This is a genomic window from Acidovorax sp. 59 (assembly GCF_002754175.1).
GTDB classification, from domain to species: Bacteria; Pseudomonadota; Gammaproteobacteria; order Burkholderiales; family Burkholderiaceae_C; genus Acidovorax; species Acidovorax delafieldii.
Genome location: NZ_PEET01000001.1, coordinates 1,727,253 through 1,742,398, shown reverse-complemented (window position 1 = coordinate 1,742,398; position 15,146 = coordinate 1,727,253). Strand labels below are relative to the sequence as shown.

Here is a 15,146-nt window from a genome sequence, read left to right as displayed (position 1 = left end):
GTTGTGATTCACCCTTTTAGGAGCCTCCTTTGCGAAACCTCTTGTGCCTTCTGCTCGCCACCGCCGTGATGGCTCCCGCCGCCATGGCCCAGACCTCCAAACCCGTCACCACGGCCAGCGGCCTGGTCTATGAATCGCTCAAAGACGGCACGGGCGAATCGCCCAAGGCCACCGACACGGTCAAGGTGCATTACAAGGGCACGTTCCTCGACGGCAAGGAGTTCGACAGCTCCTACAAACGCGGCGAACCCACCTCGTTCCCACTCAATGGCGTGATCCCTTGCTGGACCGAAGGCGTGCAGCGCATGAAGCCGGGCGGCAAGGCCAAGCTGACTTGCCCCCCCGGCATTGCCTACGGTGCCCGGGGTGCGGGTGGCGTCATTCCCCCTAACGCCACGCTGAATTTCGAGATCGAGCTGATCTCCGTGGGCCGCTGACCCCATGCTGCTGAAGGTCGGTGACCTCGCGCGGCGCACCGGCCTCACGGTGCGCACATTGCACCACTATGACGAGGTCGGGCTGCTCAAGCCCTCGGGCCGGTCGGACGCGGGGTATCGCCTGTACAGCCAGGCCGACGTGCAGCGGCTGCATGGCATCCAGACCATGCGCCAGATGGGCCTGGCGCTCAGCGACATTGCCGAGCTGCTGGCGGGCGAAGGGGTGGCACCCCAGCGCATCATCGGCCAGCAGATCCGGGCGCTGGACCAGCAGATCACCCAAGCCACAGAACTGCGCGGGCGCCTGACCATGCTGCGCGACGGCCTCATGGCGGGTGCTGAGCCCGACATGGGCAACTGGCTCGAGGCGCTGGCGCTGATGACCACCTACGGTAAATACTTCAGCACCACCGAACTCAAGCAGATCTTCACCAACTGGAGCCTGATCGAGGCCGACTGGCTCGTTGTCAAAGACCTGGTGCGCAGCGCCATGGACCGCCAGCTATCTCCCGATGCGCCCGAGGTGCAGGCACTGGCCTACCGCTGGATGGCACTGATGCTGCACTGGATGGGGGGCGACCTGGACCTGCTGGACCGCTGGGGTCACATGTTTCGCACCGAGCCCAGCGCGCAGGGGCGCAACCACGCGCCGCCCGGCGACATGATCGAATACGTGGAAACCGCCATCAAGCTGCGGCTGGCGCTGCTGGAGAAGTACCTGACCCGCGACGACCTGCGCACGCTGGGCCATGTGCCGCACATCGCGTGGGCGGCACTGGAACGTGACGTGCAACAGTTGCTGGACCGCCAAATCCCCACGAACCACACCGACGCAGGGGCCGCGGCCCTGCGCTGGAACACGCTGTTCGACCAGCTGACCCGCGGCGATGCGCAATTGCGCCAAAAGCTGCTCACAGCGTCGGCCAACGAGCCGCTGCTGCAGGCGGGCTCGCCGCTGAGCGCGCCCGTGCGCGCCTACCTGCAGGCGGCGCTCGCGCTGGCCACACCCTCTCCCGCCCTGGCTGCGACAGTCGCTGCGCGCCGCTGAGACACTCACACCGTCTGCAAAAAAACCACTGGAAAGTGCTTGACCCTCACGCCACGTGAGGCCCCACAGTCGGTCCCCATGAATGGATCGACACCCTCTTCCAGCCCCGCCGCCCCCACCCGGCGGTTGCACGCCCTGGACAACCTGCGCGCCACCATGATGTGGCTGGGCATCGTGCTGCATGTCTCGGTGCTCTACATGAGCCGGCCATCGCCTCTGCCCTGGCACGACGACCGGTCCAGCCCCCTGGCAGACCTGCTGGTGGCGGTGATCCATGCCTTTCGCATGCCCTTGTTTTTCATCCTCGCCGGGTTCTTTGTAGCGGCGCTGGTCCAACGCCAGGGGCTGGCTGGCATGGTGCGCAACCGCCTGCGCCGTCTCGGTCTGCCTTTTGCGCTGTTCTGGCCGCCGCTGTTCGTGGCCTGTGCGCTGCTCGGGCTGATGTTCCTGCACCGCATGGCCTATGGCACCTGGGGTGTAGACCGCAGCCTGCTGCCCCGAGGCCCCAACGTGCCCCAGGGCCCAGCCACCATGCACCTGTGGTTCTTGTGGATGCTGCTGTGGCTGGCGCTGCTGACGCCCGTGGCATGGAGGGCGGTACGCGCATTGCCCGCAGGGCTGCAGCAGGCCCTGCAACGCGGTGCCCTCTGGCTCGGCGGCACACCTGCGGGCCTGCTGATGCTCACGCTGCCCCTGGCGTGGATTGGCGCGGGCTACGACCACGGCATCGTGACGCCCAGCGGGTCCTTCCTGCCACCGCTGGCGGAATGGATACACAACGGGCTGTTCTACGGCTTTGGCCTGTGCCTGCACGTGCACCGCAAGGCGCTCATGGCGCGCTACGAACGGCACTGGCCTGCGCTGGCCGGCTTGGGGCTGGTGGGTTTTCTGGTCACTGCACTGCTCTCGGAAGTGCTGGCTCAGCCCGAGGCATCGGCCTTTGTGCTGGTGCTGGTCACCGGGGCGTTTACCGATCTGCTGGCCGCGCCCGTATCGGCCACGCGCCACCTGCAGTTCTGGATGGCGCTGGCCTACAACAGCGCGTCGTGGCTCTGGAGCTTTGCGCTGATCGGGCTGTTTCTGCGCCACGTCGGCCAGCCCCGCGCCTGGCTGGCCTACCTGGCCGACAGCTCGTACTGGGTGTACCTGGTGCACCTGCCACTCACGATGGGCCTGGGTGCGCTGCTGTACAGCCTGCCCGTTCCAGCCCCGGCCAAGATGCTGATCAATGTGCTGGCCACGACCGCCCTGTGCCTGGCCAGTTACCACCTTTGCGTGCGTTTTACCGCTGTGGGCCGCTTGCTCACGGGGCGCACGCACACCCGTCATTCTTTGGGAGACCTCGTTCATGCGACCTGACACCTCACCCCGTCCTGCCCACCCACCCGGCGCAGGCCCTGCAATCCCACCCGCAGACCCGCGCGCCGCGCTGCTGCAGGACCCCAACTTCCGATGGATGATTGGCGGCTCTGCCCTGTCCATGCTGGGCGACCAGTTCACGCTGATCGCACTGCCCTGGCTGGTGCTGCAGATGACCGGCGACACGCTGGTGCTGGGCACCGTGCTGGCCCTCATCAGCGTGCCGCGCGCATTGTTCATCCTCATCGGCGGCGCGCTGGTAGACCGCCATTCGCCCAAGCAGGTGCTGATGATCACCAAATACGTCAACCTGGTGCTGCTGGCGGCCCTGGCGGGGCTGGTGTTTGCGGGCACGCTGTCGTTGTGGATGGTGTACGCGCTGTCGCTGGGCATTGGGCTCGCCACGGCCTTCAGCATTCCGGCGGGCACGGCCATGATGCCGTCGGTGGTGGCACGCCCCCAGCTGCAGGCCGCCAACGGCATCAGCCTGGGCCTGCGGCAGCTGACGATGTTCCTGGGGCCCTTGCTCGCGGGGCTGTTGATTGCACTGTTTGGCGCCGGTGGCGCAGCCCAAGCCGCCGCGGATGCGCCAGCACACGCCAACGCCACTGGCATCGGCATCGCCTTCGCGCTGGATGCGCTGAGCTTCGCCGTGTCGGCCTGGACGCTGTCCAAGGTGCAGACGCGTGCGGGCCTTGCGGACCTTTCTGCCCCCACGGCCGCGCCACAGGCGGTGCTCGCTTCGGTGGCGCAGGGCCTCGGTCACTTCTGGCGCGACAGCGAGCTGCGCACCTGCTTTTTGTACTGGAGCGCCATTGCACTGTTCATCATGGGTCCCATCCATATCGCCATTCCGGTGCTGGCTAGCAGTAGCCCCCAGCTCGGTGCCGCCGCCTTCGGCATCATCGTGGGCGCCCACGGCGCGGGAACGCTGCTGGGCATGGTGGTGTCGGGCATGGTGCCCCGGCTGCGGTTTGGCAGCCTGGGCATGACCATCCTGGCGTTCGACGCCATCATTGGCGCGCTGTTCATGCCACTGGGCCTGATCACCGCCGTGTGGCAAGGCGCGGTGCTGATGCTGGTTATCGGACTGCTCGGCGGCTTCATGCAGGTGAGCGTGTTCACATGGATCCAGCACCGGGTCCCCCCCGCCCTGCTGGGCCGCGCGATGAGCCTGTTCATGTTCATCTTCATGGGCCTTGCGCCAATCTCTGCCGCCGTGACGGGCTGGGTGATGAAGAGCATCACGCTCACCCAGCTGTTCGCGGCCAGCGGCGGAACGCTGGTGGTGCTGGCGGCACTGGCTTTTGTGCTCACACCCATGCGCCGCGTGACGGATGCAGCGCCCGCTACACGCTGAAGCTCCCCACGCAAAAAACGCTGGACCACTGTCCAGCCTTTTTTGTGCCTGAGGAGGATATCCTCAGACTTCGGTCACGAACTGCTCGCGGGGGCGGCGCACCTTCTTCAGGTTCACCAGCCAGTCGCCTTCGTCGGCGCGGTAGCCCAGCGGCAAGATGGCGACGCTGCGCAGGCCGCGCGCACGCAGGCCCAGGATTTCATCCAGCGCGTTGGGGTCGAAGCCTTCCATGGGCGTCGAGTCCACTTCTTCAAACGCCGCAGCGATCAGGGCTGCACTCATGCCGATGTAGGCCTGGCGGGCTGCGTGCTGGAAGTTCACTTCGGCGTCGCGCTGGGGGTAGCTGCTGAGCAGCATCTGGCGGTAGTTTTCCCAGCCTTCGTTCTTGAAGCCACGCTGGTCATTGGTCAGGTCGAACATCATGTTGATGCGGTCGGCCGTGTAGTTGTCCCAGGCCGCAAAGACCAGCAGGTGCGAGCCATCGGTGATCTGGGCCTGGTTCCAGGCGATGGGCTGGATCTTGGCGCGCACGGCGGGGTCGGTCACCACGATGATCTCGAACGGCTGCAGGCCGCTGGAGGTGGGCGCCAGGCGGGCGGCTTCAAGAATGCGCTCCACCTTCTCTTGCGGCACCTTCTTGGCGGGGTTCATCTTCTTGGCGGCGTAGCGCCATTGCAGCTTGTTCAGCAGGGGTTGGGCGAGAGTGGTGTCTGTGGTCATGGCAGCGTCCTGAAAGAAGTTGTGGATCAAGGGATGTATCGATGGTGGAACTGTAGGCACCCCACGGTGGTTCGGTAAGCCCTGCCAAAGAAACGGATTGTTCGCAATTCATCAACAATCAACCCACAAGCGCTTTGCAACCGCGCTCTGATGGTGCAGCCGCCATTGCGTGGTGCCAGATGGGCAGGCGTACACTTGAGAAAGCCTGGGCGAGCGCCCGGGCACGCACCCGGCTGACCGCGCCCCTTCATGAGTGAACCCGACCTGTCTTTTCTGGACCCTGCAGGCCGCCAGCCAGCAGCCGCAGAGCACATGCCTCGCCCGCCTGTCCCCCACTCCCGCACGCCCGGCGCTTCGGCAGAGGGCCTGGTGGCCGAGCTACGCGCCTACCAGGCCGAGCTGGAAAACCAGAACAAGGTGCTGCGCTACAGCCAGGCCGTGGCCGAGAGTGCGTACGAACGCTTTGAGACCCTGTTTGCCAGCGTGCCGCTGGCCCTCATGGTGGTGGACGACCACGACATGGTGGTGCAGGCCAACTCCATGGCGCACCGCTCTTTCCAGCCCACCGAGCGCGACCGGCCCCTGACCGCGCTGATGCCTTTTGTGTGCCCGCAAGACGCCGCGCGCGTGCGCGAAGCCTTTGCCCAGGCGCACGACCTGGGGCACAGCGAGGTCAAGGAGGTGGTGTTCACCATCAGCAATGCCACGCGTATCACCGGCGACCTGCACATTGCCCACATCGATGCACCGCAGACCAGCGGCCCGCCGCTGTCGCAGTTTTTGTGCGCGGTGATCGACCAGGGCCCGCTGCTGGCCGAGCGCCAGGCCTTGCAGCACAGTGCCGAGACCCTGCAGCAGCGCAATGAGCAGATCCGCGCCAGCGAAAAGCGGCTGGAGGCCGTCATCAACTCCGCGCTGGACGCCATCATCTGCGTGGACCAGCACCAGCGCATCACCGTCTTCAACCCCACGGCGGCGGCGCTGTTCCAGTGCAGTGCCAGCGACGCGCTGGGCAGCACGCTCGACCGTTTTTTGCCCGACGCGGCGCAGGCGCTGGCATTTGCCCAGCTCACCACGCAGGCCCTGCTGGGCGAGATGACGGCCCTCACCGCCAGCGGCAAGGAGCTGGCCGTGGAGGTGAGCGTGTCGTTCGAGCGCCATGCCGACGGGGAAACCACCACCGTGTTCGCCCGCGACCTCACCGGCCGCAAGAAGGCCGAGGCACACCGCAACGAGCTGGAGGCCCAGCTGCGCGAGTCGCACAAGATGCAGGCCGTGGGCACCATGGCCGGGGGCATCGCGCACGACTTCAACAACATCCTGGGCGCCATTCTGGGCAATGTGGAGCTGGCCAAGGCCGACTGCGCAGCAGGCTCGCCCGTGCTGGAGAGCCTGCTGGAGATCGACAAGGCCGGCCGCCGCGCGCGCGACCTGGTGCGCCAGATCCTCACCTTCAGCCGCAACGAGCCCCCGCAGCGCTCGGCCGTCTCGCTGGCCGAGGTGGTGCACGACACCGAGCGCCTGCTGCGCGTGACCTTGCCTCCGGCCATCGAGCTGCACATGCAACTGCAGGCGGGCCTGCCGCCCGTGTTGGCCGATGCCACGCAGGTCGAGCAGGCCCTGCTCAACCTGTGCACCAACGCCGTCCATGCCATTGGTACCGAGCGCGGCAGCATCCATGTGGAGGCCGCCACCGTGCAGCCTGACCAGCGCCTGACCGAGCGCCTGGGCCTCGCGCCCATCGACTACGTGGCCCTGACAGTGCGCGACACCGGCCCCGGCATGGACGCTGCCACGCTGGAGCGCATCTTCGAGCCCTTCTTCACCACCAAGCCCGTGGGCCAGGGCACGGGCCTGGGCCTCGCGGTGGTGCATGGCGTTATGCGCACACACGAAGGCGGCGTGGATGTGCAAAGCGCGCCGGGCCAGGGCAGCCGGTTCACGCTGTACTTTCCGGTTGCCACCGGTGCGACTGCTGGTGCGCAGCCCAGCCCCGCCGCGCAGGCCGTGCCACTGGCCGCCGCAACGTCTGCACCGGAGCCTACCGAACCACCCGGCGGTGCGCCTGGCAAGAAGCACCATGTGATGTACGTGGACGACGACCAGGCCCTGGTCTTCCTGGTGCAGCGCCTGCTGCGCCGCCGGGGCTACGAGGTGAGCGGCTATACCGACCCGCACGAGGCCACGGCTGCGCTGCGGGCAGCACCGCAGGCCTATGACCTGCTGGTCACCGACTACAACATGCCCGGCTTCTGTGGCGTGGACCTGGTGCGCGAGGCCCGCCTCATCCGCCCCGACCTGCCCGTGGCCCTGGCCTCGGGTTACGTCACGGCCGAGATCGAACAGGCCGCACTCGCCGAAGGCGCGCAAGCCCTGATCCACAAACCCAATGACGTGGAAGAACTTTGCGCCACCGTGCAGCGGCTGATCGTGGGCCATGACCCCGCCTGAACCCGTGGCAGATGGCGTACAGGTGCTGTACGAAGACGACGACCTGCTGGTGCTGTGCAAACCCTCCGGGCTGCTGTGTGTGCCCGGCCGGGGCCCCGACAAGCAAGACTGCCTGAGCGCCCGCGCGCAGCAGCGCTGGCCCGGCGCGCTCATCGTGCACCGGCTGGACCAGGCGACCTCGGGCCTGGTGCTCATGGCGCGCCACATCGACGCACAGCGGCGCCTGGGCCACGCGTTTGCCGAGCGCCAGGTGCACAAGCGCTACCAAGCGGTGGTGCAAGGGCTGCTGGGCACAGCGGGCGGTGACTGGAGCGAGATCGACCTGCCCATTGCCGCCGACTGGGAGCGCCGCCCGCTGCGCGTCATCGACCACGCTGTGGGCAAACCCAGCCTGACCCGCTGGCGTGCACTGGCGCAAGACGCTACGGCTCAGACCACGCGCATCGAGCTGGAGCCGATCACCGGCCGCACCCACCAGTTGCGCGTGCACCTGGCCGCCATCGGCCACGCCATCCTGGGCGACGGACTGTATGCCGATGCCGCCACGCAGGCACAAGCCCCGCGCCTGCTACTGCATGCCAGTCACCTGGCCTTTGCGCACCCCACCACCGGTGAGCAGGTAGCGCTGGAGTGGGCGGCCGATTTCTAGCCAAATGGCCCGACAGCGCTAGTGGAACATGCACCAACCGCTATCTATTCAATAGCAAAAAGTAGTTGCTGATCAGCGCCCGCCCGGCGGCATGGCGCGCGACATGGCCCACTGCACGGCCAGGATGCTCGCCAAGACCACCAGCATGCCCACCAGCGATACCCCTGTCATGGCCTGCCCCAGCAGCGCCCAGCCCAGCAGCACCGCCGTCACCGGGCTCAGCAGCCCCAGCGACGACACCGCCACCGACGGCAGGCGCGCAATGCCACGGAACCACAGCGCATAGGCCACCAGCGCGCCCGCCAGGCTGAGGTACAGATAGCCCGCGATGTGGGTGGGGGTGAGTGCAGGCAAAGGCGGGTCCACCGCCCAGGCCACCGGCGCCAGCATCACGCCGCCTGCCAACAACTGCCAGCCGGTAAACGCCAGCACCGGCAAGTCAGACCGCCAGCGCCGCGACCAGAACGTGCCTGCCGCCATGCACAGCGTGCCCACCAGCGCGGCAGCCACGCCCACCATGTCCCAGCGCGCACCGGGTGACAGCAGCAGCGCCGCCATGCCCAGCACACCCAGCGCCCCGGCCGCCAGCGCCAGTGCGGGCGGGCGCCGGTGGTCCAGCGCCCAGGTCAGGCCCATCACCACCAGCGGGCCCACGGCGCCCACCACCGCAGCCACGCCACCGGGCAACCGGTAGGCCGCCACAAACAGCAGCGCCTGGAACACGCCAATGTTCAGCGCCGCCAGCACCATCAGGCGCCGCCACCCCACCCAGTCGCCCCAGGCTGGCCAGCGGCGGCACCACAGCACCAGCAGCAAGCCCGCGGGCAAGGTGCGCAGCAGTGCAGCGGTGAAGGGCCGGTCGGGCGGCAGCAGCTCGGTGGTGACGATGTAGGTCGAGCCCCAGATGACCGGTCCGAGCGCTGTGGTGAGCGCATCCAGCCAGGTTGAGGAACTTGCAGAAGCACGTGAAGCAGCCATATATTTATCTTCAAATCAAGACAAAAACTCTACCATACAATCTCGAATTCAAGACAAATCAACCACCACAAGCCCATGGCCACCCCACGCCAACCCGACGCCGTCGACGCCATCCTGGCCCAGTGGAAGCGAGAGCGCCCCGACCTGGACGCTAGCCCCATGGGCCCCATCGGGCGCATCAAGCGCTGCGCCGCGCTGCTGGAGCGGCGGCTGGATGAAACCTTTGCCGAATTCGGCCTGAGCCGCTGGGAGTTCGACATGCTGGCCACGCTGCGCCGCAGTGGCGCGCCCTACTGCCTGGCGCCGACCACGCTGTTCTCCACGCTCATGGTCACATCGGGCACCATGACGCACCGCATGGCCAAGCTCGAAGCCCAGGGCTGGATTGAGCGCCTGCCCAACCCAGCCGATGCCCGCAGCTCGCTGGTGCAGCTCACGCCCCAGGGGCTGGAGCTGATCGACCGCGCCGTGGAAGCCCATGTGGCCAACGAACACCGCATCCTTTCCGACCTCAAGGCGGCCGATCTGGCCGAGCTGGATGCACGGCTGGCCATGCTGCTGTCCGCTTTGGAGTCACGCAGAGGCCAGTGAAGACACCCGGCGCTGTGTACTGCGCAGTAACATGGCGGGATGCCTCAAAACCACCTCTACATCCTTACCGGCGCATCGCGCGGCATGGGCCTTGCCATGGCCCAGCAGCTCTTGCGCAGCGGCAATACCCTGATCTGCATCGCCCGCAGCGCCAACGATGACCTGACCGCCGAGGCCCGGGCCGCAGGCGTCGCCATCGAACAGTGGCAGCAAGACCTGTCGCAGGGCGAGCAGGCGGCCCACAAGCTGCAAGCCTGGCTGCAGGCCCAGGGCCCGCAGGCGTTTGCCAGCGCTACCCTCATCAACAATGCGGGCATGATCCCGCGCATCGCCCCGCTGTCGGCCAGCGACGCGGAAGACCTGGCCACCGCCCTGCGCGTGGGGCTGGAGGCGCCCATGCAGCTCACTGCTGCTTTCCTGGGCGCGACAGACACCTGGACGGTGCCACGCAAGGTGCTCAACATCTCCTCGGGCCTCGGCCGCCGGGCCATGGCCTCGCAGGCCGCGTACTGCGCCGCCAAGGCGGGCATGGACCATTTCACCCGCTGCGTGGCGCTGGACGAGGCCATCAAGCCCCATGGGGCCAAGGTATGCTCACTGGCTCCCGGTGTGATCGACACCGACATGCAGGTCCAGCTGCGCGGCGCCGACCCGGCCGCCTTCCCGGACCGCCAGAATTTCGCCAACCTCAAGACGGGTGGCCAGCTCACATCGCCTGCCGACGCCGCCACCCGCGTGCTCGCCTGGCTGGAGCGCGCAGACTTCGGCACCAACCCGGTGGCCGATGTGCGCGAGGCGTGAGCCCATTTACTCCTACTTTGATAGCTGCAACCGCATGATTCACTAGCGCTTGCAGCCGCTTTGACCTGAATTTCTCTGAAAGGACCTCCCCATGACCCGTGAAGTCGTCGTCGTCAGCGCAGTGCGCACCGCCATTGGCACCTTTGGTGGCAGCCTCAAGGACGTGCCCCCCACCGAACTGGGCGCACTCGTCGTGCGCGAATCGCTTGCCCGCGCCAACGTGGAAGGCAAGGACGTGGGCCACGTGGTGTTCGGCCATGTGGTCAACACCGAGCCCAAGGACATGTACCTGTCACGCGTGGCAGCCATCCACGGCGGCTGCGGCGAAGGCACGCCCGCCTACAACGTCAACCGCCTGTGCGGGTCGGGCCTGCAGGCCATCGTGAACGCCAGCCAGTCCATCCTGCTAGGGGACACCGACGTGGCCATCGGCGCCGGTGCCGAGAACATGAGCCGCGTGCCCTTTGCCAGCCTGAACATGCGCTGGGGCGCCCGCATGGGCGACACCAAGATGGTGGACATGATGATCGGCGCGCTGCACGACCCCTTCCACAACATCCACATGGGTGTGACGGCCGAAAACATCGCCGCCAAGTGGGGCATCAGCCGCGAAGATCAGGACAAGCTAGCGGTCGAGAGCCACAACCGCGCCGAGCGCGCCACGCAGGCCGGTGTGTTCAAGGACCAAATCGTGCCCGTCACCCTGAAGAGCAAGAAGGGCGACGTGTTGTACGCCACCGACGAGCACTTCCGCCCCGGCGCCACGATGGACGACCTGGCCAAGCTCAAGCCCGTTTTCATCAAGGAAAACGGCACGGTGACGGCTGGCAACGCCTCGGGCATCAACGACGCCGCCGCCGCTGTGGTGCTGATGGAAGCCGGTGCTGCCAAGGCCCGTGGCGCCAAGCCCCTGGCCCGCCTGGTGGCCTACGCCCACGCGGGCGTGGACCCCAAGTACATGGGCATCGGCCCCGTGCCCGCCACGCAGCTGGCGCTGAAGAAGGCCGGGCTCACCGTGGCCGATCTGGATGTGATCGAAGCCAACGAGGCCTTCGCCGCCCAGGCCTGTGCCGTGACCAAGGACCTGGGCCTGGACCCGGCCAAGGTCAACCCCAACGGCTCGGGCATCTCGCTGGGTCACCCCATCGGCGCCACCGGTGCGCTCATCACCGTCAAGGCCATCCATGAGCTGCAACGCATCCAGGGCCGCTATGCGCTGGTGACGATGTGCATTGGCGGCGGCCAGGGCATTGCGGCTATTTTTGAGCGCCTCTGACCTGCACGCGGGTGCGCACACTGCCATCGCCACCCGCGATGCTGCCACCTGCTATTGGCAATGCGAGCGCCACAGTCGATCAGCGATCATTGTCGCTCGCTGCCCCAGATCAGCCGGGCCACCGCAGCCGCACCCAGCGGCCTGGCGGCGACCCGCACACCACTGAACCGACGGAGACACCTCTCACCATGATGCGCACCCTGCTTTCCTTCACCGCCCTCGCCTTCGCGCTGGGCACCACGGCCCACGCCCAGGCGCCTGCGCCCGCTGCGGCATACCCCGCCAAGCCCATCCGCCTGATCGTGCCCTTCCCGCCCGGCGGCGGCACCGACATCCTGTCGCGCCTGGTGGCCACCAAGCTCACCGAAAGCGCCAAGTGGACCGTGGTGGCCGACAACCGCGCCGGCGCAGGCGGCACCATCGGCATTGGCGAGGCCGTCAAGGCTGCGCCCACGGGCTATGACCTGGTCATGGGCCAGAAAGACAACCTGGTGATCGGCCCCTGGCTGTACAAAAACCTGCCCTGGGACCCCACCAAGGACCTGACCGCCGTGGCCCATGTGGCCTACACGCCCGTGGTCATTGCCACCAGCGCGAACTCCAAGTTCAAGACGCTGGCCGACGTGGTGGCTGCCGCCAAGGCCGCACCCGGCACCATCACCTACGGGTCGCCCGGCAACGGCACCTCGATCCATCTGGCAGGCGACCTGTTTGAAAAGGCTGCGGGCATCAAGCTCAGCCACATCCCTTACAAGGGCTCCAACCCTGCGCTGATGGATGCGCTGTCGGGCAACGTGGACCTGCTCATGTCCTCGGTGCCATCGGCCATGGCCCAGATCAAGTCGGGCAAGCTGCGCCCGCTGGCCGTGACATCGGCCAAGCGCAGCTCGTCCATGCCCGAAGTACCCACCGTGTCCGAGTCGGGCTTCAAGGACTTTGACGTGAGCACCTGGTACGGCGTGTTTGCGCCCGCAGGCACACCGGCCACCGTGGTGAACGTCGTCAACGCAGAAATCAACAAGCTGCTGGCCACCCCCGAGATGAAGGCCGCCATCCACGCCCAGGGTGCCGAGCCGGAGGCTATGTCGTCCGCTCAGTTCAACACCCTGCTCAAGACCGACTACGCCAAGTGGAAGGGCATTGTGGAAGCCTCGGGCGCGAAGATTGAGTGACCCCCTGAGGCACTTTGCGCCTTCCCCCTGAGGGGGACGCACCCGGTGGACTGGCAGAGCCAGCCCCACGGGTGCACTGGCCTGGAGAGCGCCTGGTCCACGAACAACGGACAGCGGGTGATGCGCGACATCATCGAGAACTGAAATAAAAAACGGCTCCTTTCGGAGCCGTTCTTCATGGGGGAGCGTGTTCAGTCCCGCACCACCAGCACGGGGATGTGCACCACACCCAGCACACGCTGCGTGACGCTGCCCAGCACCAGCTTTTCCAGGCCACGGCGGCCATGCGAGCCCATCACGATGAGGTCGGCGCCCGTGCTCTCCAGCGCGCGCAGGATGCCGTCGTGCACCGCATGCCCCTCGCCCACCACGGTGGTGACCTGCACACCCGCATCGGCCATGGCCTTCTTGGTGGCGTCCAGCGCGGCATTGGCCTCGGCTGTGGCGGCGCTGATGTATTGCGCCTGGCCGTAAGCAAAGTCGGCGCCCACGCCGGTGAAAGGATACGGGTCGATCACATACACCGCCGTGACGGCGCTGCCAAAGGTCTTGGCCAGGCCTGCGGCCTTGGACACGGCCAGCATCGAGGTCTTGGAACCGTCGACAGGAACCAGAATGTGTTTGAACATGGTGCTACTCCTTGAATGAGGGGTGGGACCAGGCTTGTGGCCTGACCATGGGCGACAGTGTGAACCGCCACCATACCCCGCATCTTGATTCGCATCAAATCGGATGCACTTCTGCCGCAGTGTTCAGACCCCAGACGGCGCCAGTCCCACCACGTCCGCGCCCTGGAAGTTCCCCCGCCGGCAGGTCACCACCAGGGTGTCGCGGTAGCCTCCTTCCTTGAGCGGCTGGATGGGCGTGGACTCGTGGATCATGCGCGCGTCGTCAAGCAGCAGCAAAGACCAGGGCTGCGTCAGCGTAAAGCGTTGTCCGGCAGGGCCGTTGGCCTCAAACACCCGCGTCTCACCGCCCTTGACGCCTTCGCGCCCCACCAGAAACACGGCAACCAGATCCACGCCATCGCGGTGGGCACCTTCAGGTGTGGGGCGGCCAATGCCGTCGGTGGTGTCGATGCGGAACTGGTGCGCCTCCACAAACCAGGGCACCGGTGCCTGCGGCCCGGCAAACACGGCGTCCGACACGCCCGCCAGCGCGGCCAGCAATTGCTGCCACACGGGCTGCGCTACGGTCGCGGGCTCCATGGGGGCAAACCAGCGCTCCATGCCGCCGTGCAGGGCGTTGTACTCCACGGGCTGCCAGTGGGCGCGGTGCGGCACCTGCTCCATCCGGCCCTCCTGCAGCACAAAGCAGGCGTGGCGACGGCGGCGGTAGCGGCCACCGTCCTTCAGGAATTCATCGGGCGGCAAGGCTGCCCAGTCGCTGTTGAGGGCCAGCAGCGCCGACAGGTCACAGCCAACCCACTCAGCAACGGCCTCAGGGCTGAGCACAGCAAAGCCGCTGCTTTGCAGCTGGCTGGCGACGTCAGCCGGTGTAGTGAAAGGGGGAGAAAAGGAGACTTGGGCCATAGAGGCCCGAGCTTAACCGCAGCCGCCACCACAGGTTCTGCGATGGCGCAAACAGGGTGGGTGCAGTGTGGGGGCCGCATCCGGATCCACGCAACCGGCCAGCCCCCGTGGTCGCAAGCCGCTCAGTCCCGGTTGCCATGGCCCTTGCCACGGCCTTCACCCTTGCCATGCCCGCGGTCATGGTCACGGTCGTGTTTGCCGCCGCGTCCACGGTCGTCATCCCAGCGATGGTCATCGCGCCCGCGCGGACCCTGGTACGGGTTGCCACGGCGTGGGGGCGGCTCCTGCACAAAGTACACCGGCTGGCTGCAGGCGTTGTAGCGAGCGCAGTGTTTGCCCCAGTTCTTGGCATGGCCGGGCGGCACATACAGGTAAATGGGCGCACGCGGCACCACCACAGCAGGGCGCTGGATGATGACAGGCTCTGCGTAAATCAGCGGTGGCGGCGGTGCATTGCCAATGTTGATGCGGCCATACACGCCGGGTGCCAGTTCGCCCCCCACGGTGGCATTGACGTAGGCCTGCGCATGCGCGCCGCCCGCCAGGCCCAGGAGCGCGGCCGCAGCCGCACCCGAAACAAGAAGACGGATCGTGGGAAACATGGTGTTTTTCATGGAAAGCTCCTGCTGACTGCCACACCGTGCACGCAAACAGCGTGTGCACAGGGAGGGCGACCCTGTGTGAGTCACAAGGCTTCCTGTACCTTACACCTTTCGGACGCTACAAAATGTCAGCCAATGGCGACAGTTGTTGGCGCGAGATGAGGTACCGC

General features: G+C 66.9%; 15 protein-coding genes. 10 read left to right on the top strand and 5 right to left on the bottom strand.

The annotated features are described in order from the left end of the window. The first annotated feature begins 29 nt into the window (after window positions 1–29). From CLU87_RS07845 to CLU87_RS07830, 4 genes are all read left to right on the top strand, one after another. Window positions 30–437, top strand: a complete 408-nt coding sequence (locus CLU87_RS07845) for an FKBP-type peptidyl-prolyl cis-trans isomerase (RefSeq protein WP_056067685.1) — start codon at window positions 30–32, stop codon at window positions 435–437. A 4-nt stretch (window positions 438–441) separates the two neighbouring features. Further along, entirely contained in the window at window positions 442–1,485 is a 1,044-nt protein-coding gene (locus tag CLU87_RS07840) for a MerR family transcriptional regulator (protein ID WP_099730073.1), read from the top strand. A gap of 78 nt (window positions 1,486–1,563) precedes the next feature. Next, the gene (locus CLU87_RS07835) at window positions 1,564–2,844 is read left to right on the top strand and encodes an acyltransferase family protein (RefSeq protein ID WP_099730072.1); all 1,281 of its coding nucleotides are present in this window, start codon (window positions 1,564–1,566) and stop codon (window positions 2,842–2,844) included. Then, a complete protein-coding gene (locus CLU87_RS07830) occupies window positions 2,834–4,204 on the top strand; it encodes an MFS transporter (RefSeq protein WP_255409859.1) in 1,371 nt (456 codons plus the stop codon). Before CLU87_RS07835 ends, CLU87_RS07830 begins: the two co-directional genes overlap by 11 nt. Before the next feature lie 63 nt (window positions 4,205–4,267). On the opposite strand, the gene CLU87_RS07825 is transcribed toward CLU87_RS07830, so the two are convergent. Further along, window positions 4,268–4,924, bottom strand: coding sequence for an NAD(P)H-dependent oxidoreductase (locus CLU87_RS07825; protein ID WP_056067837.1), 657 nt, complete (start codon window positions 4,922–4,924; stop codon window positions 4,268–4,270). Between the two features lie 249 nt (window positions 4,925–5,173). Here CLU87_RS07825 and CLU87_RS07820 point away from each other — a divergent pair, with 249 nt between their 5' ends. Together CLU87_RS07820 and CLU87_RS07815 are read left to right on the top strand one after the other, a co-directional pair. Continuing rightward, a complete protein-coding gene (locus CLU87_RS07820) occupies window positions 5,174–7,375 on the top strand; it encodes an ATP-binding protein (RefSeq protein WP_099730071.1) in 2,202 nt (733 codons plus the stop codon). After that, entirely contained in the window at window positions 7,362–8,024 is a 663-nt protein-coding gene (locus CLU87_RS07815) for an RluA family pseudouridine synthase (protein WP_099730070.1), read from the top strand. Before CLU87_RS07820 ends, CLU87_RS07815 begins: the two co-directional genes overlap by 14 nt. A 72-nt stretch (window positions 8,025–8,096) precedes the next feature. Here CLU87_RS07815 and CLU87_RS07810 read toward each other — a convergent pair whose 3' ends face one another. After that, window positions 8,097–9,002 carry an EamA family transporter gene (locus tag CLU87_RS07810; protein WP_099730069.1) on the bottom strand — a complete coding sequence of 302 codons (906 nt, stop codon included), beginning with the start codon at window positions 9,000–9,002 and terminating at the stop codon, window positions 8,097–8,099. A 75-nt stretch (window positions 9,003–9,077) separates the two neighbouring features. Here CLU87_RS07810 and CLU87_RS07805 point away from each other — a divergent pair, with 75 nt between their 5' ends. From CLU87_RS07805 to CLU87_RS07790, 4 genes are all read left to right on the top strand, one after another. Then, on the top strand, window positions 9,078–9,593 hold the full coding sequence (locus tag CLU87_RS07805; RefSeq protein WP_099730068.1) for a MarR family winged helix-turn-helix transcriptional regulator: 516 nt from the start codon (window positions 9,078–9,080) through the stop codon (window positions 9,591–9,593). A 39-nt stretch (window positions 9,594–9,632) separates the two neighbouring features. Further along, entirely contained in the window at window positions 9,633–10,394 is a 762-nt protein-coding gene (locus tag CLU87_RS07800) for an SDR family NAD(P)-dependent oxidoreductase (RefSeq protein WP_056746176.1), read from the top strand. Window positions 10,395–10,485: 91 nt separating this feature from the next. Then, entirely contained in the window at window positions 10,486–11,670 is a 1,185-nt protein-coding gene (gene bktB / locus CLU87_RS07795; RefSeq protein ID WP_056746178.1) for a beta-ketothiolase BktB, read from the top strand. Between the two features lie 188 nt (window positions 11,671–11,858). Continuing rightward, window positions 11,859–12,842 (top strand): tripartite tricarboxylate transporter substrate binding protein, encoded by a 984-nt coding sequence (locus CLU87_RS07790; RefSeq protein WP_056746179.1) that lies wholly within the window; start codon window positions 11,859–11,861, stop codon window positions 12,840–12,842. 191 nt (window positions 12,843–13,033) lie between these two features. Here the strand turns inward: CLU87_RS07790 and CLU87_RS07785 are convergent, their stop codons facing one another. The 3 genes from CLU87_RS07785 to CLU87_RS07775 all read right to left on the bottom strand — a co-directional run bounded on the left by CLU87_RS07785 (window position 13,034) and on the right by CLU87_RS07775 (window position 14,988). Beyond that, entirely contained in the window at window positions 13,034–13,471 is a 438-nt protein-coding gene (locus CLU87_RS07785) for a universal stress protein (protein WP_099730067.1), read from the bottom strand. A gap of 123 nt (window positions 13,472–13,594) precedes the next feature. Continuing rightward, entirely contained in the window at window positions 13,595–14,374 is a 780-nt protein-coding gene (locus CLU87_RS07780; protein ID WP_099730066.1) for a 2OG-Fe dioxygenase family protein, read from the bottom strand. 122 nt (window positions 14,375–14,496) lie between these two features. After that, window positions 14,497–14,988, bottom strand: a complete 492-nt coding sequence (locus CLU87_RS07775) for a hypothetical protein (RefSeq protein ID WP_056067657.1) — start codon at window positions 14,986–14,988, stop codon at window positions 14,497–14,499. Between the last annotated feature and the right edge of the window lie 158 nt (window positions 14,989–15,146).

Excerpts from the sequence above, each read along its gene's own strand:
- CLU87_RS07840 (WP_099730073.1), top strand. The coding sequence starts at position 442 with ATGCTGCTGAAGGTCGGTGACCTCGCGCGGCGCACCGGCCTCACGGTG.
- CLU87_RS07835 (WP_099730072.1), top strand. The coding sequence starts at position 1,564 with ATGAATGGATCGACACCCTCTTCCAGCCCCGCCGCCCCCACCCGGCGG.
- CLU87_RS07830 (WP_255409859.1), top strand. The coding sequence starts at position 2,834 with ATGCGACCTGACACCTCACCCCGTCCTGCCCACCCACCCGGCGCAGGC.
- CLU87_RS07825 (WP_056067837.1), bottom strand. The coding sequence starts at position 4,924 with ATGACCACAGACACCACTCTCGCCCAACCCCTGCTGAACAAGCTGCAA.
- CLU87_RS07820 (WP_099730071.1), top strand. The coding sequence starts at position 5,174 with ATGAGTGAACCCGACCTGTCTTTTCTGGACCCTGCAGGCCGCCAGCCA.
- CLU87_RS07815 (WP_099730070.1), top strand. The coding sequence starts at position 7,362 with ATGACCCCGCCTGAACCCGTGGCAGATGGCGTACAGGTGCTGTACGAA.
- CLU87_RS07810 (WP_099730069.1), bottom strand. The coding sequence starts at position 9,002 with ATGGCTGCTTCACGTGCTTCTGCAAGTTCCTCAACCTGGCTGGATGCG.
- CLU87_RS07805 (WP_099730068.1), top strand. The coding sequence starts at position 9,078 with ATGGCCACCCCACGCCAACCCGACGCCGTCGACGCCATCCTGGCCCAG.
- CLU87_RS07800 (WP_056746176.1), top strand. The coding sequence starts at position 9,633 with ATGCCTCAAAACCACCTCTACATCCTTACCGGCGCATCGCGCGGCATG.
- bktB (WP_056746178.1), top strand. The coding sequence starts at position 10,486 with ATGACCCGTGAAGTCGTCGTCGTCAGCGCAGTGCGCACCGCCATTGGC.
- CLU87_RS07790 (WP_056746179.1), top strand. The coding sequence starts at position 11,859 with ATGATGCGCACCCTGCTTTCCTTCACCGCCCTCGCCTTCGCGCTGGGC.
- CLU87_RS07785 (WP_099730067.1), bottom strand. The coding sequence starts at position 13,471 with ATGTTCAAACACATTCTGGTTCCTGTCGACGGTTCCAAGACCTCGATG.
- CLU87_RS07780 (WP_099730066.1), bottom strand. The coding sequence starts at position 14,374 with ATGGCCCAAGTCTCCTTTTCTCCCCCTTTCACTACACCGGCTGACGTC.
- CLU87_RS07775 (WP_056067657.1), bottom strand. The coding sequence starts at position 14,988 with ATGAAAAACACCATGTTTCCCACGATCCGTCTTCTTGTTTCGGGTGCG.